16 protein-coding genes are annotated in these 24,484 nt (G+C 40.7%); 15 read left to right on the top strand and 1 reads right to left on the bottom strand.

The genetic code is table 11. From position 1 onward, the window contains the following. Nucleotides 1–46 precede the first annotated feature (46 nt). The 11 genes from OCV43_RS05345 (at nucleotide 47) to OCV43_RS05295 (ending at nucleotide 11,210) form a co-directional block, all read left to right on the top strand. Nucleotides 47–1,372 carry an enhanced serine sensitivity protein SseB gene (locus OCV43_RS05345; protein ID WP_117946718.1) on the top strand — a complete coding sequence of 442 codons (1,326 nt, stop codon included), beginning with the start codon at nucleotides 47–49 and terminating at the stop codon, nucleotides 1,370–1,372. Between the two features lie 15 nt (nucleotides 1,373–1,387). After that, nucleotides 1,388–1,975 carry a hypothetical protein gene (locus tag OCV43_RS05340; protein WP_262623582.1) on the top strand — a complete coding sequence of 196 codons (588 nt, stop codon included), beginning with the start codon at nucleotides 1,388–1,390 and terminating at the stop codon, nucleotides 1,973–1,975. 68 nt (nucleotides 1,976–2,043) lie between these two features. Continuing rightward, nucleotides 2,044–2,730, top strand: a complete 687-nt coding sequence (locus OCV43_RS05335; protein WP_022242424.1) for a response regulator transcription factor — start codon at nucleotides 2,044–2,046, stop codon at nucleotides 2,728–2,730. Between the two features lie 22 nt (nucleotides 2,731–2,752). Continuing rightward, nucleotides 2,753–4,291 (top strand): sensor histidine kinase, encoded by a 1,539-nt coding sequence (locus tag OCV43_RS05330; RefSeq protein ID WP_022242425.1) that lies wholly within the window; start codon nucleotides 2,753–2,755, stop codon nucleotides 4,289–4,291. 51 nt (nucleotides 4,292–4,342) lie between these two features. Then, complete coding sequence (locus OCV43_RS05325) at nucleotides 4,343–5,056, top strand: DUF4352 domain-containing protein (RefSeq protein ID WP_022242426.1); 714 nt, start codon at nucleotides 4,343–4,345, stop codon at nucleotides 5,054–5,056. 111 nt (nucleotides 5,057–5,167) lie between these two features. Continuing rightward, on the top strand, nucleotides 5,168–6,073 hold the full coding sequence (locus OCV43_RS05320; protein WP_022242427.1) for a chemotaxis protein: 906 nt from the start codon (nucleotides 5,168–5,170) through the stop codon (nucleotides 6,071–6,073). A gap of 135 nt (nucleotides 6,074–6,208) precedes the next feature. Next, nucleotides 6,209–7,780: a putative sodium/potassium/calcium exchanger gene (locus tag OCV43_RS05315; protein WP_022242428.1), complete on the top strand. Its 1,572-nt coding sequence runs from the start codon at nucleotides 6,209–6,211 to the stop codon at nucleotides 7,778–7,780. A gap of 9 nt (nucleotides 7,781–7,789) precedes the next feature. Then, complete coding sequence (hisH, locus tag OCV43_RS05310; RefSeq protein WP_022242429.1) at nucleotides 7,790–8,410, top strand: imidazole glycerol phosphate synthase subunit HisH; 621 nt, start codon at nucleotides 7,790–7,792, stop codon at nucleotides 8,408–8,410. Further along, the gene (hisF, locus tag OCV43_RS05305; RefSeq protein ID WP_022242430.1) at nucleotides 8,410–9,171 is read left to right on the top strand and encodes an imidazole glycerol phosphate synthase subunit HisF; all 762 of its coding nucleotides are present in this window, start codon (nucleotides 8,410–8,412) and stop codon (nucleotides 9,169–9,171) included. Before hisH ends, hisF begins: the two co-directional genes overlap by 1 nt. Nucleotides 9,172–9,175: 4 nt before the next feature. Next, on the top strand, nucleotides 9,176–9,853 hold the full coding sequence (locus OCV43_RS05300; RefSeq protein ID WP_022242431.1) for a uracil-DNA glycosylase: 678 nt from the start codon (nucleotides 9,176–9,178) through the stop codon (nucleotides 9,851–9,853). A 586-nt stretch (nucleotides 9,854–10,439) separates the two neighbouring features. Then, nucleotides 10,440–11,210 (top strand): flagellar filament capping protein FliD, encoded by a 771-nt coding sequence (locus OCV43_RS05295; RefSeq protein WP_022242432.1) that lies wholly within the window; start codon nucleotides 10,440–10,442, stop codon nucleotides 11,208–11,210. 164 nt (nucleotides 11,211–11,374) lie between these two features. Here the strand turns inward: OCV43_RS05295 and OCV43_RS05290 are convergent, their stop codons facing one another. Then, entirely contained in the window at nucleotides 11,375–13,015 is a 1,641-nt protein-coding gene (locus OCV43_RS05290) for an ABC-F family ATP-binding cassette domain-containing protein (protein ID WP_022242433.1), read from the bottom strand. A 228-nt stretch (nucleotides 13,016–13,243) separates the two neighbouring features. Between OCV43_RS05290 and nifJ the strand changes: the two genes are divergently transcribed. The 4 genes from nifJ (at nucleotide 13,244) to OCV43_RS05270 (ending at nucleotide 24,425) form a co-directional block, all read left to right on the top strand. Further along, nucleotides 13,244–16,789, top strand: a complete 3,546-nt coding sequence (gene nifJ / locus OCV43_RS05285) for a pyruvate:ferredoxin (flavodoxin) oxidoreductase (RefSeq protein ID WP_118056889.1) — start codon at nucleotides 13,244–13,246, stop codon at nucleotides 16,787–16,789. Between the two features lie 394 nt (nucleotides 16,790–17,183). Beyond that, nucleotides 17,184–17,858, top strand: a complete 675-nt coding sequence (gene lepB / locus OCV43_RS05280) for a signal peptidase I (RefSeq protein ID WP_262623581.1) — start codon at nucleotides 17,184–17,186, stop codon at nucleotides 17,856–17,858. 14 nt (nucleotides 17,859–17,872) lie between these two features. Beyond that, a complete protein-coding gene (locus OCV43_RS05275) occupies nucleotides 17,873–22,891 on the top strand; it encodes an LPXTG cell wall anchor domain-containing protein (protein ID WP_227701175.1) in 5,019 nt (1,672 codons plus the stop codon). A 67-nt stretch (nucleotides 22,892–22,958) separates the two neighbouring features. Beyond that, entirely contained in the window at nucleotides 22,959–24,425 is a 1,467-nt protein-coding gene (locus OCV43_RS05270) for an isopeptide-forming domain-containing fimbrial protein (RefSeq protein ID WP_022242437.1), read from the top strand. Nucleotides 24,426–24,484 lie beyond the last annotated feature (59 nt).

Genomic DNA, 24,484 nt, shown 5'->3' with positions numbered 1-24,484 from the left:
AATAGAAATAACGTGATTGTTTTAAGGAAAGATATAGGAGAAGAACATGGAAATTAGTAAAGAGCGTAAAGAAGAATTATTAGAGACCCATCTTTTGAATTATGAAATGCCGGATGAACAGGAGCTTGCAAAGCTTACTTTAGAGGAACTGGAATTTCTGATTCGTTCTGCAGAAGTACATCATAAGAAGAAAACCTTTGTGGCAGATAACTTTTTAAAGAAGATAGAAGTGTTTAACAAGATTCTGGCAGATAAAATAAAGGGATGCAAAGAGCTTTACTGCGCATGGGACAAGCATACCGGTTACCCGCGTGTTATGGGGGACGGAAGTGTATTAATCTTTTCAACGAAAGAATTTGCCCAAAAGGCAATAGAACATTATAAAGAGCAGAATGTAGAACTGGAATTAAAAGGAATCAGAGGAGACAAGCAGATGTTCTTCTGGGCAAACCTCCACTGGTGGGGTATGGAAGATCTGATACTGGATGTGGGAAGCTATTCCTGCAGATTAAAAAGAGATGACTTGCTTCCACCACCGGATTTTTCCGAGCTTTCCAAAGCACAGATTCCGGTTGTAAATCCGGCTCTGATTCTTGCAATGGCAAGACACAGACAGATTTTATTTGAAGAAAAGAAAGATGAACAGTGGAAACGTGCGGAGCAGTTCTTATGTGACCGTATGTTAAAAGAGGTAGTCCGCGGGGAATTCTTATGTCCGGTAAAAGTGGTAGAGGACCCGAAGGAAGAAAAGGATGCAGACGGAAAAAAGGGAACAGCCCTTCAGTTTGCATTGTTACAGGATAGCAATGGAGCACAGTGGATGCCGGTGTATACAGACTGGCAGAGTTTCCAGAAGATTTATAATGTAAAGGAATGGAAGGGACAGAAAGTCAGTTTTGATCAGCTGATGAAGATTGCAGGAGAGCGAGATTTTGTAATCAATCCGGGCAGTATGGAACTTCGGGTAGAAGAGAACCGGAAGAAAATTATTATAGGTTATTTCAAACGCTATAAGAGGCAGGAAGCTGAGATGGCATCTGGCAATCTTGTTGAAAAGAAAACGGGTGTGTTTGTTGGTGAGCCAATTGCGGAGGCGGATGAACTGAAACAGATACTCAGTGAATATATGAAGAAACAGAAGAATATCAAGAAAGCATATCTGGTAACGAAGATTGAACGTAAGGATGACATTAGTTATTTGCTGGTTGTAGAGTTTAAGGGTGAGAGAAAGAGCGTCTTTGAAGGAATTGCTGAAGCTGTAAAGCCGTCCCTTGGCTATATGCGTCTTGATATGCATGAAGCAGATGAAAAGGCAATGGAGCTGATTGGTGAGGTTGCACCATTTTATAAAAAGACTTTTCTGGGATTGTAAATTGCAGGAGGAAATATGGAACAAAAAGAATTAGATGGCAAAGTCTGGGAAGTAAGTGGATTCGTATTTGAAAATGAAGATCAGGCAAAATTGGCAAAAAAGGAAGTGGAAGGAATCCAGTACATACATGATAATATGAATATGGATAATCCACAGATGGTACAGGAAATCTACCAGAGAATCATGGCTCAGGAATTGTTCCATACACCGATAGGATATGCCTATCTAAAAGAATTGCAGGATTATCTGAAAGGGCTGCCCGGGGTGGATGCATCCGAAATACCAGGTATTCCGGTGAAAGATATGGGCTTAGACCTTGACCATGTAGCTGGCAAAGAAAAATCTGGTGAGCACCCAAACGAAAATGCTGATAAAAATTCAGAGGAACAACAGGAAACGAAATTACAGAAGCGCTGCCGCATCTTACTTTCTGTGAATATTGTGCTGATTATCATTGTTATTGCCATGTTTGCCATCAGCCTTACCAGTGGCAGTACCACAATCTTAAATTATGAGACGAAAATCATTAATAAATATGAAGAGTGGGAACAGGAACTGGATGAAAGAGAAGCGGCACTGGATGCTTTGGAAAAACAGAATTAAATCGCAGAAGAACACAAATTTGACATATTTATCCGTTAAACTATAGAAAAAAGAAGAGGGAAGCAAATATGGAAAAACGTAAAATTCTGGTGGTAGACGATGAAAGCCGTATGCGTAAGCTGGTGAGGGATTTCCTGGTAAAACAGAACTTTGAAGTGTTAGAGGCAGGAGACGGAGAAGAAGCCTTAGACGTATTTTATAAAAATAAAGATATTGCATTGATTATTCTGGATGTTATGATGCCGAAGATGAACGGCTGGGATGTATGCCGGGAAATCAGGGAAAGTTCCAAGACACCGATTATCATGCTGACAGCCAAGAGTGAAGAAAGTGATGAGCTTTTGGGATTTGAACTTGGTGTGGATGAATATATCAGTAAACCATTCAGCCCGAAGATCCTGGTGGCAAGGGTAGAGGCAATTTTGCGGAGAACCGGCAATTATACGGAAGATGATGTGCTGGAAGTAGGTGGCATTGTAATGGACAAGGCTGCCCACATGGTAACAATTGACGGCAAAAATATTGATTTGAGCTATAAAGAATTTGAGCTTCTGGCATATTTCATGGAGAATAAGGGAATTGCTTTATCCCGTGAGAAAATTCTGAATCATGTATGGAATTATGATTATTTCGGTGATGCCAGAACCATCGATACCCATGTGAAAAAGCTGCGTAGCAAGATGGGCGAAAAAGGGGATTATATCAAGACAATCTGGGGTATGGGCTATAAGCTGGACATTGATGCACCGCAATAGAATGTGATAAGGTGGAAGATATATGGCAAAGAATAAGAAAAAGCAGCATTCCATTACAACGCAGATTACATTGACTATCGTTGGATTAGTGGCCGGCACGGTATTACTGTGCTGGCTTCTTAATGTTACCCTGCTGGAAGGCTATTATACCCGCTATAAACAGGAAGTGCTGGAAAATGGGTTTCAGCAGATTAATGCGGCCAGTGAACAGGGAATCTTAAATACATCAGATTATGATATAGATTTTGAAAAAATCTGTTCCAATGGTAACCTGACGATTTTAATCATTACATCTGATGGTACAGTAGTGCGTTCTTCTACCAATGGTGTGGAAAATCTCAGGATGCAGTTTATGGAAATTATCATGGCAAGTGTGCAGAATGATGATATGCATCTTAATATGAAAGTACTGAAAGCAAACGACAATTATGTCATGGGAGAAAAAGAGGATACCAGGCTGGAATCGGATTATCTGATTCTCTGGGGAACCCTGGCAGATGGTAATCTTTTGCTGGCGAGAACTCCATTGGAAAGTATCAAGGAAAGTGCGCAGGTGTCTAATCGTCTGCTGATGGATGTAGGAGTTGTTGCGGTAATAGTGAGTGGTATTATCATTTTTTTTGTTACACGTCGTATTACTAACCCAATTCTGCAGCTTACAGATATATCCAAGAAAATGGCAGAATTCGACTTTGATGCGAAGTATGAGGTCAAGGGAGATAATGAGATTGAACAGTTGGGCGAGCATATGAACCAGCTATCGGAAATCTTAGAGCGGACCATATCGGAATTAAAGAGTGCTAATAATGAATTGAAGATAGATATCGAAAAGAAGGAACAGATTGACGAGATGAGAAAAGATTTCCTGTCAAATGTTTCCCATGAGTTAAAGACACCGCTGGCACTGATTCAGGGTTATGCAGAAGGCTTACAGGAATGTGTGCAGGACGATCCGGAGAGCAGAAATTTCTATTGTGAGGTCATTACAGATGAAGCAGAGAAGATGAACCGCATGGTAAAGAAACTTCTTACTTTGAATCAGCTGGAATTTGGGAATGATGCTATTGTGATGGAACGGTTTGATATCACCGAACTGATACGTGGAGTAACTGCCAGTAATGCCATTATCTTAGAACAGAAGGAAGCTATTCTGGAATTTGACGAGCAGCCGCTTTTTGTATGGGCGGATGAATTTAAGATAGAAGAAGTTATAACCAATTATCTGAGCAATGCAATCAACCATTTGGAAGGTGAAAACCGGATTAAAATTTCTTATAAATGTAAGCAGGATGTAGTAAGAGTCAGCGTGTTTAATACAGGAAAGCCGATTCCGGAAGAAGACATTGATAATATCTGGATTAAATTCTATAAGGTAGATAAAGCAAGAACCAGAGCTTATGGAGGCAGCGGAATTGGTCTGTCCATTGTAAAAGCAATTATGGATTCCATGCATCAGCAGTGCGGAGTCATTAACCATGAGGATGGTGTGGAATTCTGGATAGAATTAGACACCAGCAATCGCGATGATAACGAGGAAGAATGTGAAATAACTATTGCCTGAAAGCCGGAAAAATGCTAACATAGGAATAGATTGATAAGTTAAGGAGTGCCTATGAGGGACAGAAAGATAAAAACAACGGCATGTGTGCTGTTGGCTGCGTTATTATTAGGTGGATGCGGAGAGCAGCCGATTGAATTAACGGAGCAGGAAGAACAGACAATTGTAGATTATGCAGCACATGTAGTATCAAAGTATAATATAAAGCAGCAGGATGGAATTGTAAGACTATCGAAGAGTGAAGAGACAACAGAGACTGCAGATACCGAGGCTGTGGAACAGCCGGATTCCACTGAGCAGATGTCATCAGAAGGTGGAGATGCAACAGGAACTCCGGAGAATGCGGCATCGGACAACAGTGTGTCCTTAAACGATGCAGTAGCAATACCGGGTATTGATACGCAGTACACCGGTGCGGAATTTGCAACAGTTTATCAGCAGAATTCATCCTATATGGTAGAGCCGGATGCCGGAAATAAATACCTGGTTTTACATTTTCATTTAGAGAATGCTGGAACGGAAGCAGTAGCTTGTGATATGTTAAGCCGCAAGGTGTCATTCCGCGTGACGTTAAATGACAGCGTGGAAGCTGTTGCACAGGTCACAATTCTGTTAAATGACTTTGGAACATATCAGGGAACTATTGAAGCAGGAAGTGGTACAGATACGGTTTTACTCTTTGAGGTGCCGGAAAGTACACCGGAAGATTTGAGTAAAATCTCTCTGGAAGTAGTCGAAAACACGGTACATAAGACCTGTAATCTATAAAATGGTAAAAATATCTAGAGAATTGTAAAAAAACGGTGCATTTTTATGTGATATTATGTTATAATTCGAAATAGAAATATTCTAAGAAATGACCTTGGGAGGAAAACATAAATGGAGACAAATATTCTGTTAGAAAATGGTACGAACGAACTGGAAGTGCTGGAGTTTACTTTAGGGGATAATCATTACGGAATTAACGTAGCGAAGATTCGTGAGATTTTATCCTATCAGCCGGTAACCCCGGTACCAAATGCACATCCGAGTGTGGAAGGAATCTTTATGCCACGAGATACCATGCTGACGGTAATCAGCCTGAGAAGATGCCTTGGTATGCAGGATGAAGAAGGAAAAGGTTTGTTTATTATCACAAACTTTAATAAATTAAATATTGCATTCCATGTAGATCAGGTTATTGGAATTCATCGTGTCTCCTGGTCAGAGATTATCAAACCGGATGCAACAATTAATGTCCAGGACAAGGGTGTATCAACCGGAGTCATTAAACTGGATGGACAGTTGATTGTTATTCTTGACTTTGAAAAAATTATTTCTGATATCAGCCCGGAAACAGGACTTAAGGTATCTGATGTAGAGCATCTGGAAAATCGTAACCGTAATGATTCCCCGATTATGATCGCAGAGGATTCCCCATTATTAAGTAAATTGATTACAGATTGTCTGAAGAAAGCAGGTTATACCAACCTGAATGTCAATACGAACGGACAGGAAGCATGGGACAAGCTTTGTGCTTATGAGAAAGCCGGCAATGTAAAAGATAAAGTACATTGTATTATTACAGATATCGAGATGCCATTGATGGACGGACACCGGTTAACAAAACTGGTAAAAGAGAACGATAACATGCATGATATTCCGGTAATCATTTTCTCTTCCCTGGTAAATGATGAAATGAGAAGAAAAGGTGAATCACTCGGAGCAGACGCCCAATTGACTAAACCGGAGATTGGAAGTCTGGTACAGGCTATCGACAGACTGATTGACCAGACTGGAAAGTAAGGAAAGAACGCAGACAAAGGGGTGTGATGTTACATCACATCCCTTTCCTTTACGCTGTCCGGCATCTGCTGGGAGATGTTGTGGCAGACCCTGTAAGCAGATATACAGGCAACTTGGATACATGGAGGTATAAATTTGAGTAAGAGTGAAGATTATCTGGACGATTTGCTGAATTCAGTTTCAGATGCTAACAGAAGAAATAATAAGAAGGATATCGAGAATCTGATTCAATCAATGAATGAAGAAGCTGCAAAGCCAAGAGAACGGGAGAAAAAGCCGGTGGAAAAGAAGCACGAGGACTACTCCGGCACAGGATTCCAGCGTGAATTTGAACAGGAGCTGGCAACAGGAGCAGCAGATGATTTCCTGCAGGAATTCGAAATGGAATTAGACGAAGAGGCATCAAATCAGGCAGATATTGATGTCAATGAAGACAAGACATCCGATGTCGAGAAAGCTTCGGAGTCAATCTCATCAGGAACCACAGATATGGCAACAGATGGGTCTGCAGCATCAGATATGATGGAAGATGTGAATGATATCATGGATGCGGTCCGGAAGAAGGTTGGAGATTCCGGAGAGGAAGAACACCCGGATACGTCGAAAACACCGGAAGATGATGCTTCCGGGGAAGAAGAGACGCTGGGCTTCTTTGATACGCTGGATGAAGATTCGGCGGCGGAGATACCGGAAGCATCAAAGACAGAATCTGAGGAAGAGGAACCGCTTCTTTCAGAAGATGATGATGCCATTAATCTTATGGATATGTTATCCGGAGATGCTGACTTATCCGATATCGGCGATTTGCTGAAAGCAGATGAAAATGGAGAAGAATTAGAGCATTCAGAAGATGAGGACAGTGAGGTCCAGGATGAATTTGAACGCCTTGGAAGTATCGAAGAATTAAAGGATTTAAAGGAAGCAAAGGAAAAGAGAAAAAAACAGGGATTCTTCAGTAAAATTATGTCCGCTTTATTTGGACCGGATGAAGAAGAGGATGATACAAAGATTGCAGAAGATGACAGCCTTGGCAGCATTTCATTCGAAAATAGAGAAATCTTAAAAGAGATGGATGCAGACGAGGGAGCCGGTAAGAAGGGCAAGAAAGAGAAAAAAGAAAAGAAGGAAAAGGCGAAGAAGGAGAAGGCACCAAAGGTAAAGAAAGAGAAGCCTCCAAAAGAAATAGACCGTACGCCGCCTCTTCCAAAGAAGCCGGTTATTCTGATTTTTATTATGGCACTTTCCATTCTTATTTTGATTTTGCTGGGAAGCTCCAATTTGCAGTATGGACAGGACATGCAGCAGGCAAAGGATGATTTTGCAAGCGGCTCCTATGTAACAGCATTCCAGACCATAGCTGGTTCTTCTGTAAAGGGAAAAGACGAGAATTTCTATAAGAAGGCACAGGTGCTGGCTTCCATACAGAGAGAATATCAGTCTTATGAGAGCTTAAGCGGAATCAATGAAAACGAGATGGCTTTAGACGCACTGATTCGTGGATATGGCAGATGCGTAGATGGCGCAGACCTGGCTCAGGAATATGAGATAACAGACGAAATGGCAGGACTGAAGAATCAGATTTTGCAGCAGTTATCAGACCATTTTGGTGTATCGGAGGAAAAGGCAGCAGAATTGCATGCGATGACAAAGAGAACAGATTATACAAAGGCAATTCAGGGGATACTTGCAGCAGCAGGACTGGAATAGGAGAACATTATGATAGCAATTATTGACTATGATGCAGGAAACTTAAAGAGTGTGGAAAAAGCATTAGCATATCTGGGTGAGGAAAGCGTAATTACAAGAGATTTTCATACCATTGAACAGGCAGATAAGGTGATTTTACCGGGCGTTGGTTCTTTTGGTGTGGCAATGGATAATCTGAAACGCTATGAACTGGACAAGGTCATCCATGAAGTCTGTGAAAGAAAAGTGCCATTCCTTGGAATCTGCCTCGGACTTCAGTTAATGTTTGAAGGAAGCGAAGAGTCAGAAGGAGTAGAGGGACTTGGGCTTTTAGAGGGAAAAATTGTGCGAATCCCGGATACTTATGGGCTGAAAATTCCGCATATCGGTTGGAATTCCCTGCATTTACAGAATAATGGAAGACTGTTTCAGAATGTGCCGATGGATGCCTATGTATATTTCGTGCATTCTTATTATTTACAGGCAAAGCATGAAGAAATTGTAAAAGCAACTACGGAATATGGAGTCACTATTCATGCATCTGTGGAGCAGGACAACATCTTTGCCTGCCAGTTCCACCCGGAGAAGAGCAGCTCCGTTGGACTGAAGATACTTAAGAACTTTGCGTCATTACAGGGAGGTGTGAAATAATGTTTACCAAGAGAATTATTCCATGTCTGGATGTCAATGATGGAAGAGTTGTAAAAGGTGTGAACTTTGTGAATTTAAGAGATGCCGGTGACCCAGTGGAAATTGCGGCAGCATATGATAAAGCCGGAGCAGATGAAGTGGTATTTCTAGATATTACAGCATCTTCGGATAACCGTAATACAGTAGTAGATATGGTAAGACGTGTAGCGGAAAATGTATTTATTCCATTTACCGTAGGCGGAGGAATCCGCTGTGTAGAAGATTTTAAAGTGCTGCTTAGGGAAGGTGCAGACAAGATTTCCATTAATTCTTCTGCAATTAATACACCACAGTTAATCAGTGATGCGGCAGACAAATTCGGAAGTCAGTGTGTGGTTGTTGCTATTGATGCGAGAAGAAGAGAAGATGGCAGCGGCTGGAACATTTATAAAAATGGCGGAAGAATTGATGTAGGTATTGATGCGGTAGAATGGGCAATGAAAGTCGAGAAGCTTGGAGCCGGAGAAATTCTTTTGACCAGTATGGATTGTGATGGCACGAAAGCCGGTTACGATTTGGAACTGACCAGACAGATTGCAGAAAATGTATCTATTCCGGTCATTGCTTCCGGTGGAGCCGGAACGAAAGAGCATTTCTATGAAGCTTTGACAGAAGGTAAAGCAGATGCAGCACTGGCAGCATCATTATTCCATTATAAAGAACTTGAAATTATGGACCTTAAGAATTATCTTGCAGGTCGCGGGGTATCAGTAAGGAGATAAAACTATGGCAATGATTACCAATGACTGGCTGGACAGTGTATCTGCCGAGTTTAAAAAGCCATATTACAGAGATTTATATGATTTTGTAAAAAAAGAATACAGCACCCATGTGGTATATCCACCGGCAGATGATATCTTTAATGCCTTGCACTTGACACCGCTTTCAGAAGTAAAGGTGCTGATTTTGGGACAGGATCCATACCATAATGAACATCAGGCACATGGTCTTAGTTTTTCCGTACTGCCGGATCAGAAAGAGATTCCACCATCTTTACAGAACATCTATAAAGAACTACAGGATGACCTTGGCTGCTATATCCCTGACAATGGTTATCTGGAAAAATGGGCAAAGCAGGGTGTATTATTATTGAACACGGTTCTGACCGTCCGTGCACATCAGGCGAACTCCCATCAGGGCAAAGGATGGGAGCATTTTACGGATGCCATTATCCAGGCAGTCAATGCCCAGGATCGACCAGTTGTCTATATGCTGTGGGGCAGACCGGCACAGAGCAAAATTCCGATGCTTACCAATCCGAAGCATCTGATATTAAAAGCACCTCATCCAAGCCCGCTTTCGGCATACCGTGGTTTTTTCGGATGCAAACATTTCTCACAGGCGAATGCATTTTTAGAAGAGCATGGAGTAGCACCGATAGACTGGCAGATTGAGAATTTGTAGGATGGATTTTAATGTTGAATAACAAAGAATTGCAGGATTTAACAGATTTCTATGTTAATTGGCATGGAATATCTGCAGTTCTTAGCACATATTTTTTCTTGATTACAAAATGTCTTTCCGTTGCTTTGACTGACTATCAGCACTGTCCGTCAAAGCAACGGAAAGACACTTTATATTGTAAAAAGAAAAATATGTGTTCTAGAACTGCGGTATTTTATGCCTGACATAGAAACCTGCTAAATCCTGTAATTTATGTTATCAAATATATTGGTATCCAGCCAACATAAAAAATTATTCCTAAAATGAGGAGTGCCCCGACATCTTTCGGATGCCGAGGCTATTATGAAAAAATATATCTAAAAACATGAGTTTCTTTTGATGGTTTTATAGTACGCTATAAATATGACAAAACTATGAACAAACCATAAATACTTTGTGAAAAGTTACAATAGATGAAAAAAATCACATAAAAAGTTGTGAATTTTACACAATATTGCAATCCTGTGCCTAAAATGCTATAATAGCATTAACAATAGGCAGACGTGGGACAAGGATGTTACACATCAGATATCAAAGGAGTGATTATATGATAGGCATTTCAAATTATGATTCGAATTCAATTCACACATTGTTTTCCGGATTATCAAATGGAAACAGAACTTCAAACAGCGGTTTGTTAGGGATTAATATTGTTGATTATTCTGCAATTCGTACCGGTTCCTATTTTAAACTGATGAAGGCATATTATGGTGGAAATGATTCTGCCAGCAAGATTGTAGAGACAAACAAGAAGACTTCAACGTCTACTGCAAAGGATGATACTAAGACATTAGCAAAAATTGAAGATGCTGCGGAAGAGTTGAAGGGTGCATCCGATGCTTTACTGGATAAGACCAAGAAGTCTGTATTTAACAAAGTAACAACAACCGATGCAAAGGGTAATACCACAACAGATTATGATAAAGACGCAATTTATAAGAAAGTAAGTGCTTTCGTAGACAGCTACAATAACCTGCTGAAGAAATCAGAAGATTCCAATACTAATGGAATTCTCAATGCAGTTTCTTCCATGGTTCGGACTACAGATTCCAATGAAAAGTTACTTTCTAAGGTTGGAATTACCGTTGGTACAGATAACAAACTCAGTATTGATGAGGATACCTTTAAGAAGGCAGATATGTCTTTGGTAAAATCTTTGTTCAATGGAAATGGTTCCTATGGATATCAGGTATCTGCAAAAGCATCTTTAGCAGATTATTATGCAGAACGGGAAGCATCCAAGGGCAATACATATGGTAATACAGGTACATATACCTACAATTATAATACCGGAGAGATTTATAATACGACAACCTAAGTGACCGGTTAATAATTATGATTCGCATAATGACGGTGTAAATGTCAGGTATAAATAATATATGCAAATAGCAAGAAACGTGTGTTACAGGAAAGCAATTTTCGGTAAAGCAAAAAAGCAGGTGTTCCGATTGGAACACCTGCTTTCTATCTTAAAAGCTATTTTTAGTTATCATTCTCGTCTTCTTCACTCATGGAGTAAACCTGACGTTTTCTTGCCATTTCATCACTTTCTAAGTATTCATCGTAAGTGGTAATCTTATCAATGAGTCCGCCATTTGGAAGAAGCTCCATAATGCGGTTGGCAGTGGTCTGTGTGAACTGGTGGTCACGGGAAGCGAAGAGTACAACACCCGGAAATTTAATCAGACCGTTGTTTAATGCGGTAATGGACTCCATGTCTAAGTGGTCGGTAGGCTCATCTAAGATTAAGACATTGGAAGCCTGAATCATCATACGGGAGAGCAGTACACGCACTTTTTCTCCTCCGGAAAGGACTCTCATTTTCTTCATGCCATCTTCACCGGCGAAAAGCATTCTTCCTAAGAAACCACGTACATAAGTAGCATCTTTGATCTCGGAATACTGGGTCAGCCAGTCTGTGATAACAAGGTCAGTATCAAAGATTTCGGTATTGTCCTTCGGAAAATAGGACTGGGAAGTCGTAACACCCCATTTGTAAGTTCCTTCGTCCGGCTCCATTTCACCGGCAAGAATCTTAAAGAGGGTAGTCTTGGCAAGCTCGTTGCTTCCGACAAAAGCTACTTTATCATCATGTCCTAAGATAAAGGATACATTGTCTAATACTTTTACGCCATCGATAGTTTTGCTTAGCCCCTCTACGGTAAGAACCTCATTACCGATTTCACGCTGTGGTCGGAAATCAATGTAAGGATATTTACGGCTGGAAGGTTTGATTTCATCCAGCTCGATTTTCTCAAGGGCACGTTTTCTGGAAGTTGCCTGTTTGGATTTGGAAGCATTCGCAGAGAAACGGGAAATGAACTCCTGTAACTCTTTAATCTTTTCTTCCTTCTTTTTATTGGCTTCTTTCATCTGCTTAACAAGAAGCTGGCTGGACTCATACCAGAAATCGTAGTTACCGGCATATAACTGAATCTTGCCATAATCGATATCGGCAATATGAGTACATACCTTATTTAAGAAGTAACGGTCGTGGGATACGACGATTACAGTGTTGTTAAAGTTGATTAAGAATTCTTCCAGCCATGCAATGGCATCTAAGTCTAAGTGGTTGGTCGGCTCGTCTAAGAGCAGAATGTCCGGATTACCGAATAATGCCTGGGCTAAGAGCACCTTAACCTTGGTAGCACCCGGAAGGTCACGCATAGTGGTGTAGTGGTCTTCTGTCGGGATGCCAAGACCATTTAATAACATGGCAGCATCGGATTCTGCATTCCAGCCGTCCATTTCAGCAAATTCGCCTTCCAGTTCACTGGCACGGATACCATCTTCATCGGAAAAATCCTCTTTTGCATAGATAGCATCCTTCTCCTTCATGATATCATAGAGACGTTTGTTTCCCATGATAACGGTATCTAAAACGGAGTACTCATCATATTTGAAGTGGTCCTGCTGCAGGAAGGAAAGACGTTGTCCCGGTGTAATAACCACATCGCCGCTGGTGGAGTCTAATTGTCCGGATAAAATCTTTAAGAAAGTAGATTTACCGGCACCATTGGCACCAATCAGACCGTAGCAGTTGCCTTCCGTGAATTTAATATTTACATCTTCAAACAAGGCTTTCTTCCCGATTCGTAAAGTTACATTGTTTGCACTTATCATAATCAAATCTCCTGACTCTTTGAATTTACGGTGCTTTCATGCTTATGCACCAATTCGTATCATACTAGAAAAACAGTGGAAAAGCAACTAAAACTTCTTATAGAAGAAATTCATGATTGTTCTTCATTTCGTACAGTCCATAATCTTGATAATCGACAAATAAAATGCTAAAATGTGATTTAGGTCGATAAGACATAAGTTTTTTATTTAAATAAGGAGGAATAAATAATGTCCAGAGCAAAACAATCAATGGACGGTAATACAGCAGCAGCTCATGTAGCTTATGCATACACAGACGTTGCAGCTATTTATCCTATTACCCCGTCCAGTCCAATGGCTGACTCCGTAGACCAGTGGTCCGCAGCAGGTCAGGAGAATATCTTTGGAAATCAGGTTAAAGTCGTAGAAATGGAATCAGAGGCAGGAGCAGCAGGTGCCGTACATGGTTCTCTTGCAGCAGGTGCTTTAACCACTACATTTACTGCATCCCAGGGTCTTTTATTAATGATCCCTAATATGTACAAAATCGCTGGAGAGCAGCTTCCATGTGTATTTGATGTGTCAGCACGTACCGTTGCAACCCAGTCCTTAAATATTTTCGGTGATCACAGTGACGTATATGCTTGTCGTCAGACAGGTTTTGCTATGTTATGTGAGACAAACCCACAGGAAGTTATGGACTTAAGCCCAGTTGCTCATCTTGCAACAATTGAAGGAAAAGTTCCATTCATCAACTTCTTCGATGGATTCCGTACATCTCATGAGATTCAGAAAATCGAGAAATGGGATTACGCAGATTTGAAAGAAATGTGCAACATGGACGCTGTAAAAGCATTCCGTGAGCATGCATTAAACCCAGAGCATCCAGCTATGCGTGGTTCTCATGAAAATGGAGACGTTTTCTTCCAGCATCGTGAAGCTTGTAATACAGCTTACAATGAGTTACCGGCTATCGTTGAGAAATACATGGGCAAAATCAATGAAAAACTTGGTACAGATTATGACTTATTCAACTACTATGGAGCAGCAGATGCAGACCGTGTTATCGTAGCAATGGGATCTATCTGTGACGTAGCAGAAGAAGTAATCGACTACTTAACAGCAGCAGGAGAGAAAGTCGGATTAATCAAAGTTCGTCTGTATCGTCCTTGGGTATCGGCTTCCTTATTAAAAGTTCTTCCAAAGACTGCAAAGAAAGTTGCTGTTCTTGACAGAACAAAAGAGCCAGGAGCATTAGGAGACCCATTATACTTAGACGTAGCTACAACATTACGTGAAGCAGGATTAAACGACGTTGTATTATGCGGCGGCCGTTACGGATTAGGATCTAAGGATACTCCTCCTTCATCTGTATTCGCTATCTACAAAGAACTGGAAAAAGATGCTCCAAAGAGCAGATTTACAGTAGGTATCGTAGATGACGTTACAAACTTAAGCTTACCAGAGGTTAAGCCAGCACCTATCACATCTGCAGAAGGAACTGTAGAGTGTAAGTTCTGGGGTCTTGGTGGAGACGGTACTGTAGGTGCTAACAAGAACTCTACTAAGATTATCGGTGACCACACAGATAAATACATCCAGGCATACTTCCAGTATGACTCTAAGAAGACCGGTGGTGTAACAATTTCCCACTTAAGATTCGGTGACAAGCCAATCAAGAGCCCATATTACATCAACCAGGCTGACTTCGTAGCATGCCACAACCCATCTTATGTAACCAAAGGATTCAAGATGGCCCAGGATGTTAAACCAGGCGGAGTATTCATGATTAACTGCCAGTGGTCAGACGAAGAGTTAGCTCATCATCTGAATGCTGAAGCAAAGAAATACATTGCTGATAACAACATTCAGTTATATACAATCAATGCAATTGACAAAGCAATTGAAATTGGTATGGGTAAACGTACCAACACAATTTTACAGTCTGCATTCTTCAAACTTGCAAACGTTATGCCTATCGACGATGCAGTAGAATTCATGAAAGCAGCAGCTAAGAAATCCTACGGTAAGAAGGGTGACGCTGTCGTAGAAATGAACTACAAAGCTATCGACGCTGGTGTAGACGCAGTACATAAGGTTGAAGTTCCAGCATCCTGGTCTAACCCAGAAGCAGATCCAACTCCGAAGGAATTAACCGGACGTCCTGAGACTGTTAAGATGGTAAGAGACTTAATGGAGCCAATCTCCAAGATGGACGGAGACAGCCTTCCGGTATCTGCATTTGCAAAGAATCCGGATGGACAGTTCGAACATGGTGCAGCAGCATATGAGAAACGTGGTACAGCCGTAACCGTTCCTACATGGGATGCTGAGAAATGTATTCAGTGTAACCAGTGTGCATTCGTATGTTCACATGCAACCATTCGTCCATTCATGTTAGACGAAGCAGAAGTAAAAGCTGCTCCAGAGCAGACAAAACTTGCTGATACAAAGCCAAAGGCTGGCGAGTACAAATATACAATGAGCGTATCCCCATTAGACTGTATGGGATGTGGCGAATGTATTACGGTATGTCCAGTAGGCGCAATCGAAATGGTTCCTCAGGAATCACAGGCAGATCAGCAGCCAGTATTCGATTACTTAGTAGCAAACGTTGGAAAGAAACCTGGTATGCCGGCAGACAATACCGTTAAAGGTTCCCAGTTCAATCAGCCATTGCTTGAGTTCTCAGGCTCTTGTGCAGGTTGTGCAGAGACATCTTACGCTCGTTTGATTACTCAGTTATTTGGTGAGCATATGTATATTTCCAATGCAACAGGATGTTCTTCTATCTGGGGCGGTCCTGCAGCAACATCACCATATACAGTAAACAAAGATTCCAAGAAAGGTCCGGCTTGGGCAAACTCCTTATTCGAGGATAACGCTGAGCATGGTTTTGGTATGGAAATCGGACAGAAAGTTCTTCGTGAGCAGGCAATTGCAAGCGCTAAGAAATGTGCTGAGTCTGATAAAGCAAGCGCAGAATTAAAGGCTGCATTTGACAAGTTCGAAGAGACTAAGAATGATACAAAAGCTAATACACCTGCAACAGAAGCGTTAGTTGCTGAGTTAGAGAAAGCTGCAGCAGCAGGATGCCCGGATGCTAAGGATGCATTAGATAAGAAGAATTACCTTGCTAAGAAGTCTGTATGGATCTTCGGTGGTGATGGATGGGCTTACGATATCGGCTTCGGCGGATTAGACCATGTACTTGCTTCCGGTGAGAACGTAAACGTAATGGTATTCGATACAGAGATGTACTCTAATACAGGTGGACAGGCTTCTAAAGCTTCTAACATCGGTGAGGTTTGTCAGTTCGCTGCTTCTGGTAAAGAAGTTGGCAAGAAGAGCCTTGCAGAAATCGCTATGAGCTACGGCTATGTATATGTAGCACAGATCGCTCTTGGTGCAAATATGGCAAATGCTGTTAAGGTAATTGCTGAAGCAGAAGCATACAACGGACCTTCACTTATCATCGGATATGCTCCATGTGAGTTACACGGTGTTAAGGGTGGAATGAACCACTGCCAGGATGAGATGAAGAAAGCAGTAGCAGCAGGTTACTGGAACTTATTCTCATACAACCCGGCATTGAAAGCAGAAGGAAAGAACCCATTCACATTGACTTCTAAGCCAGGTGATGGATCTTACCAGGATTTCTTAAATAACGAGACACGTTACAGCAGATTAACACGTTCCTTCCCAGACAGAGCAGAAAAACTGTTCAAAGCATCTGAGGAAGCTGCAAAGGCTCGTTATGAACATCTGTTAAGATTAGTTGAACTTTACAAATAAGATTAGCTGATTGGACAGAAGAATCTGACGATTAGGTAAAATAAAAGAGATGTAATTTACAGAAGTGTAAGTTACGTCTCTTTTTTTACTTTATAAGAACGATATCAAATTAAAAATCCTGAAAACGACACAATTTTTGAGAGATTTTGTGGTACTTTTGGTTCATTTTTGATAGAAAGTATTGACTCATTGAAAAAAAGAAAATATAATCTTCAAGACGAAAATTAGTCTGATTATTTCATTTGAAAAAATCAAATCTATATGCCAGAATATGACATAATTCTATACAAAAAATATATATACTTACATTCAACACAAAAGAAAAATCACATGCATGAAAAGACAGGGGAAGGTCATAATAAGGGCAGCAAAAGAATAACAGGGGGTGCAGTTTGTGGCAGATAAGGATTTCCGCAAGCTGAAACGCTGGGAGTTGATTGAAATTATAGAGGGACTCCAGAAGGATTTGCAGGAAACTACAGAAGAAAATGACGGGAATAAGGACAAGAAAATAGAATTAGATGTGGCACTTCAAAGTATACGGGCGGAACAGGCTCACAGAGAGAAGAAGCAGCATCTTTTCAGTGCACTCGGAATACTGCTTGTGGTGGCAGCAATTTCAGTATTGATTGCAACAAGATTAGTACCGGTATTGCAGGTTTCGGGCAAGAGCATGGAACCGGCATTAGAGAATGGTGAACTGGTAGTAATAAAGAAAACCACAAAAATCAAACAGGGAGATATCATCGGCTTTTACTATCAGAGTAAGATTCTTGTAAAAAGGGTCATAGGAACTGCAGGTGATTACATAGATATAGACGAAGACGGCAATGTATATGTAAATGGTGAAAAATTAGATGAACCATATGCAATAAAGAAAGATTTAGGGGAATGTGATATTGATTTTCCTTATCAGGTGCCGGAAGGCAAATATTTTGTGATGGGAGACCATCGTTCAGTATCGGTTGACAGCCGGAGTTCAGCCATTGGGTGTGTGGCAGAAGAACAGATAATTGGAAAGGTGGCTTTTCGATTCTGGCCATTGAGTAAAATGGGATTCCTTAAATAGGGAGAGATAGGGATATGCAGGAAAATGTAAGAAAACATGTAAAGAAAGCAGAAGAAAAGAGAAAAATCCGCAGAAGAACAAAAATTTTACTGGGGATATGCTGCGTTCTTGTGGCAGTGGGTGTAGTCTGGGGACTGATTCTTCCGGGACTTGCAGCAACAGGAAATAAGGAAACAGAGCAGACGTCAGCCGGAGGCACGATTAGTGAGCGTATTAACTTGAGCGTTTCACAGAAGAGTCCGGATGATGGGAAAAATGGACAGATTCTGTATGCAACCGTGAGTGCAACCAACTCAAATCCGACAGATACAGAGCTGGTACCGGTTCGTATCCGGATTAGTGATTTACCGGAAGGAGTTACATTGACCGGTTTTGAAGAAAGTGATGTTATGCAGGTTACCTATAAAGCGGTCAGTGAAACAACAGAAGAAACACTGGAAGTAAAACTGGTAGAAGAGGATGATGAGACTTACATAGAGTTTGAACCGCCTGCAGGTTCAACCGTTTCCTTCGACTTGCAGTTTAATTCCTTAAATGGAATTATGGAAAAAGATTCCAAGGTAACATTGACACCGGAGATTCCGGATCAGAAAGACAATGATGTGATTTCTGAACCGGCAGAATTGATCTGGCATGGAACGAATCTCTGGCAGGATTTGAAAAAAACTGTCAGTAAGGAAATTATTCCGGTGAATGGAAAGATCAATAAGCTGGAAGGAACATTAGATTATAGAATCACTGCAAACAGTATGAATCCATGTGGCGTTGGTGATACGGGAGCAATCTGGACAGACCATGTAGAGTTGAGCGATGTATTGACATTACCGGATGGAATCAGCTTTCCGGAAGGAACCAAGGTCAGTGAAGATGGTGTTTCCGTTGTGGATAGCAATGGAAATGTGATTTTCCAGTTTACTGATCTTCAGGGAGGAACCGTTACAAGCCTGACATTGGATGGAAAAACCGTTACATATAAGATTAGTGTGCCGAACCAGTATATGACAGATGGTGTGCCAACAAGAGAACAGGAGCATCTGAATGTAAGCGCAAGTCTGGATGTATCAAAATTAGTATTAACAGATAATTACATTACAGTAGCCGCAGAAAAAGTAAAAGAGGATGTAATTACAAATCATGTTGATTTTGAATCTGTTCCTTATAAAGAATATGATCACACAAAATTATCCGCAGATGTAAAGTCAAGACCGGAAATAAAAGAGGACTTTAAAATTGTTAAGACGGCAGATAAGAAAGAAGTAATTGCCGGTGATACCATTAATTATACGATTACGGTAGAAAATACTGGAAACAATCCGATTAAAGGAGAAGCTTCAGATGGAAGCGTTTATAAGGTGACAGATAAACTGCCGGAGCATCTGGTGCTGACTGCGGAGCAGATACAGGCAATCCGGAATCAGGGCGCGGAATATGACGAAGAAACCCGCACAATAAGCTGGGCACCGGGTACATTGAAAGCCGGTGAGAAAGCAGAATTTACATTTGCGGTTAATGTGAAGAGCCAGGAGGAACTGGCAAAATATCCAAACAATACCTCCATTCACAACAAAGCGTCCTATAAAGGCAAAGATTCAACCATTACCGTTATTTATAAGAAACCGGAGCTTACCATTGACAAGAGCAGTGATAAGAAAAATGTAAAAAATGGCGATTTGGTTACTTATACTGTAACTATCGAAAATAAAGAAGACTATCAAACCATTGAACAGATTTTAGAGGATACGCTGCCAAAGGGACTGGTGTTCCAATATATCATAGATAAGAATGGAAATCAGGTAACCGAAAGTGCAACGGACTTCGTGGCAGAGTCATCCAATGCAGTAGGCGGCAGCCGCTATGTAGGACTTCAGGTGGATGGCAAGAAGCTGACATTTTCTTTGGGCAGACTGAATGCCAAAGAGAAAGTAACGATTAAATATGTATGTAAGGTAGACCTGAATGAATTGCCGGAAGCAGCGGATTATGACCTTGTAAATCATATCACCAGCAACTCATCCGGCGAAAGCACCGGAGAAACCATTGAAGTGGAAAATCCAATTACCGTAGATAAGAAGGTTAATGGCGGGGAAGGTGGAGAAACCTTTAAAGCAGAGGAATTATTTAAATACAGCATAACGATTACAAATGCTGATGGAGATGCCGCATATAAGAAAGGCGGACTGTCATTGACAGATGATATGCCATATCATGTCTTTCCTTCGGATGAATACAAGATTTATAAGGCAAAGCAGGCAGGAACGTTAAATTCCAGATATCCAAAGAATGATGAGGAACTGGTAGAGGCTGGTATCAGCTGGAAAGAGTATGTAGAAAATACATCTGACTGGGGAACTTATTATACAAAGATAAATGGTGAATATGTGCAGATAAAGAGATACTGGATTGGCAAGAGCAATGGAATAAATATCAGTGCACATAAAGGAATCCGTTTAATCTGGAAGATTGGCACCATGTCACCGGGTGAAGTGATTGAAAAAGAATTCAATGCTTACATTTATATGGATGATAAAGAGAATGAACAGACGGGAACCTTTACTTATACCAATAGTGCAACCGTAAACGGAATGAAGGATACAGTAACGGTAAAAGGGGAGCCGGAAGGAAAAAAGAAACTGGATCAGGCAGTGGATGTGCAGAAGAGTGTGTGGGCAATTCTGGATCAGTTCCATCAGTGGAAGACCAGCCAGTTAAAAGATAAGTCCATATTCTCTAAGAGTGTAAATGAAGGAAATTATCTCGGAAATTATGTGATTTACAATATTACAGTAACAAATACAGGAGAAGATCCGGTTCATATTGATACATTGGAAGATCATATGGCGGATGGTCTGGAATATGTTGGAATACGTCCGAGCCTGGGATATACGCTTCCGGTTCAGATTGAAAAGAGTTATAGTGAACCAATTAAGTCAAACGACTGGAACATGGCGCAGGTAACCAATATCGATGGCAGAAGTCTGGTAAGGGATGTTACCATTGCAATGACCAATGATGATAAGGAAAATCATATGGTTACCTTTACGATTGGAGCCGAGGGCAAAGGTTATGATTTGCCGGCAGGAAAGAATCTTTCATTCTTTGTGATGTGCAAGGTAAGTAAAGACGTGGAATTAGATGTTCCAATTACCAATACCGTGGATTTATTGGTAGATAAGGATGTGGAATATCGTGAGAATCCGAATGACATTACAATGAGAGGAACCAGGGATGATTCCAGACAGAATAACGGCACATCGGAAGATAAAGGAATTGTAGGAGAAAAGCGTGTTATTTCGTCATCTGTAATGATAACACCAAAGGATGTAATTGTTCCGGGAATTACCAAGAAAGCAGTGTCCTATATACCATCTGGTAAAAATGTGGAAGATGCTGTTGAATTGGAAGAGAAGGACAATATACAGCCGAATGTAACGACAAAGTGGCTGTTGGAGTTACGCAACGATGGAACCATTCCAATTTGCGATTATACAATGAAAGATTCTGTTCAGTCTCCGTTCCATATATTGTCGAAAGAAGAGGCAACTAATAAAACCCTTCACCTGGGACTTGACAAAAATGCTTTTGTACTGACCATTTATGATGAGGATGATAATGTACTTCATAAGTATGATTTGTCTGAAGAAGTATGGAAGCTGATACCGGATAATGCGACCCACGAGTTTTCACTGTATCTGGAGGGAAAAGAATATCAGATTCCTGCAGGTGGAAAAGCGGAGTTTACGGTATATACCAGAAATACAGTATATGAGAACAAGATTTATGAAAATACTGCATATCTCCTGCCGGATGATCCGTTTGATGATAACAGTGTAAAAACGGGAGAACTGGTGACGGATGACAGTGGAAAATATATTGGAGTAAAAGCTTCTGATTGCGTTTATGCATTGGGTGATTATGGTTCATTCTCATGGAAAACGGTAGAGGAAACCGGTAATTCAGATAACCGGGGAAGCGGCTATCTTGGACTGGAAGGAAAGAATTACATTTATCTGGATGAAGATGGAAAAGATGTGATTTACACCAACAATATTGAAAATGTCAGCAATAACTCCTTTACACAGATGGTTATTGTAGACAGTATGCCACATATAAATGATACCGGAGTACTGAACCAGAAAGAAAAACGAGGAAGTGAATTCTCTGTTGCATATGCCGAAGGACTGGAACTCTGGGTAACTGAGGAGAGCGGCACAAAACGGCAGCTGGAAGAAGGCGTGGATTATTTTGTGGAATTTTCAAATCTGGTAAGCTTTACTGAAGCTGATATGTCGGGTACTTCAACAGAACAGTGGCATTCCTTCTGGCAGTCAGATGATGTGTCCTTCCGTATAAAGATGGCAGATACCTTTGCATTAAAGAAGGGCTGTATTCTTACCGTGAAATATAATGGAGTAGTAGGAGAGAATGCAAACCCGGGTGAGACTGCATGGAACAGCTTCGCATACCAGTATACGGCAGAAGTAAACGGAAATGAAAAAACACTGCGGGCAGAGCCTCCGAAGGTCGGAGTAAAGATTTATAAGAAACCGGTAATTGAGAAAGACGTTCTGGATGCATATGGAAATGAACTTCCATATGATCAGATGAAAACCTTTACTTTTGTATTATATAAAGGTGACTCAACGGATGAAGCTGATTATATTACAGAATTTGCCGTATGCCAGGGTGGATCGGTTGCATTGAAGACCATTACAGACCAGAATGGTAATAAAGCGTTGGAAGATGGTCAGGTCTACACGGTGAAAGAAAAACTGGTAAATGGTTATGAGTTAGTTGGAATAGGTCAGAAGGGTACAGAATTAAGCAAAGAAAATAAATATACCTTTACCTATTATGATAATCTTGATAGTATTTCGATTCAGGTTAAGAATCAGGAATACGGTTATGAACTTCCGGCAACGGGAGGAACAGGTACTACTGTTTATACTATAGGTGGTGCAGCAATTATGCTTATGTCATCCCTGTTGTATGGATACCGGATGAGACGGAAAAGAGAAAGGGGTGCAGGCATATAAAGCCCCCTTTTGAGGAAATCCGTTTCAGGTATCAAATATATTAAAAGGTCAAAGAAGGAGAAAGAAGATGAAAAAATTGAAAAAACTTTTTGCAGCAATGGTTGCAATGGTTATGGCATTCGCAATGGGTGTTACTGTTTATGCAGCAGACATTACAATTACAAATGGCGCAGCAGGTTCTGAATATGCGGCATACAGATTACTGAATGCTACAGATGGTGGTGAAGGAAAATTTGCATACACATTAAATGATAAGTATGCAGCAGCATTGAAAGAAGTAACAGGAAAAACAGAAGATAAGGATGTAATTAATTACATTTCAGGATTAGATGCAGATGGTATTCGTGCATTTGCAGATGCAGTATTTGCAAAAATCAAGACATTAGAGCCGGAAGCAAAAACATCCGATGATAAATTTAGCGGTGTTGATCAGGGTTATTACCTGATTGCAGAAACAAAAACAGGTGATGAAGGTGATACCTATTCCCTTGTTATGTTAGACACAGCTGGAAATGACAGCGTAACTGTAACAACAAAGGAAGACAGACCGGAACTTGAAAAGAAAGTAAAAGAGAAAAATGACTCTACCGGTGCAGAGAGTGACTGGCAGGATGCAGCAGATTATGATATCGGAGATAACGTACCATTCCAGTTAACCGGTACGGTAGATGCAAAATATGATAAATATGGAAGTTATTATTATGCATTCCATGATACCATGTCTGACGGACTTACTTTCAATGCAGATTCTGTAACTGTAACAGTGGACGGAACAGCAGTAACAACCGGCTATGAAGTAGTTACAGAAGATTTAGATGATGGCTGCACTTTTGAAGTTCGTTTTGCAGATTTAAAGAATATCAAAGCAGTAAAAGCTGGAAGTAAAGTAGTTGTAAATTACACCGCAAAACTGAATGAAAATGCAGTAATCGGTGAAGGTGGAAACACCAACGTATCCAAACTGGAATACAGCAACAATCCTTATGGGGATGGCACAGGTGTAACTCCAGAAGATAAAGTTATTGTATTTACATATAATTTAATTGCAAATAAGGTAGACGGTAACAATGCTCCTCTTGAGGGTGCAGGATTTACCCTTTACAAATTAGACAGCACTACAGGTGATTATGTTGCAGTTGGAAATGAGATTACAGGAGTAACAACCTTCTATTTCAAAGGTGTAGATGCAGGCCGGTATAAATTGGTTGAGACAACTGTTCCGGCAGGATATAATAAAGCAGATGATCTTGTATTTTCAGTAGAAGCAACCTATGATACAACATCAGATAATCCGGAATTAAAGACATTAGTAGTAAAAGATGCTTCTGGAAAGGTTGTTTCAGAAGGAACAGAAGCAATCTTTACAGCAACTTTAAGAACAGGTGCTGTATCCACGGATGTACAGAACTTAAGTGGAACTGAACTTCCTGCAACCGGTGGTATCGGTACTAAGATTTTCTATACCGTAGGTGCAATTATCATGATTGTAGCAGCTGTATTGTTAATCACAAGAAAACGTACTGCAAAAAACTAGAATTTTAAGATGAACGGCGGTAATTCACCGGGAATTCCCGGTGAACCGCCGATTTATAC

This window comes from Roseburia amylophila, assembly GCF_025567465.1.
Taxonomy (GTDB): domain Bacteria; phylum Bacillota; class Clostridia; order Lachnospirales; family Lachnospiraceae; genus Roseburia_C; species Roseburia_C amylophila.
This window is presented reverse-complemented; position numbering and strand designations above follow the sequence as displayed.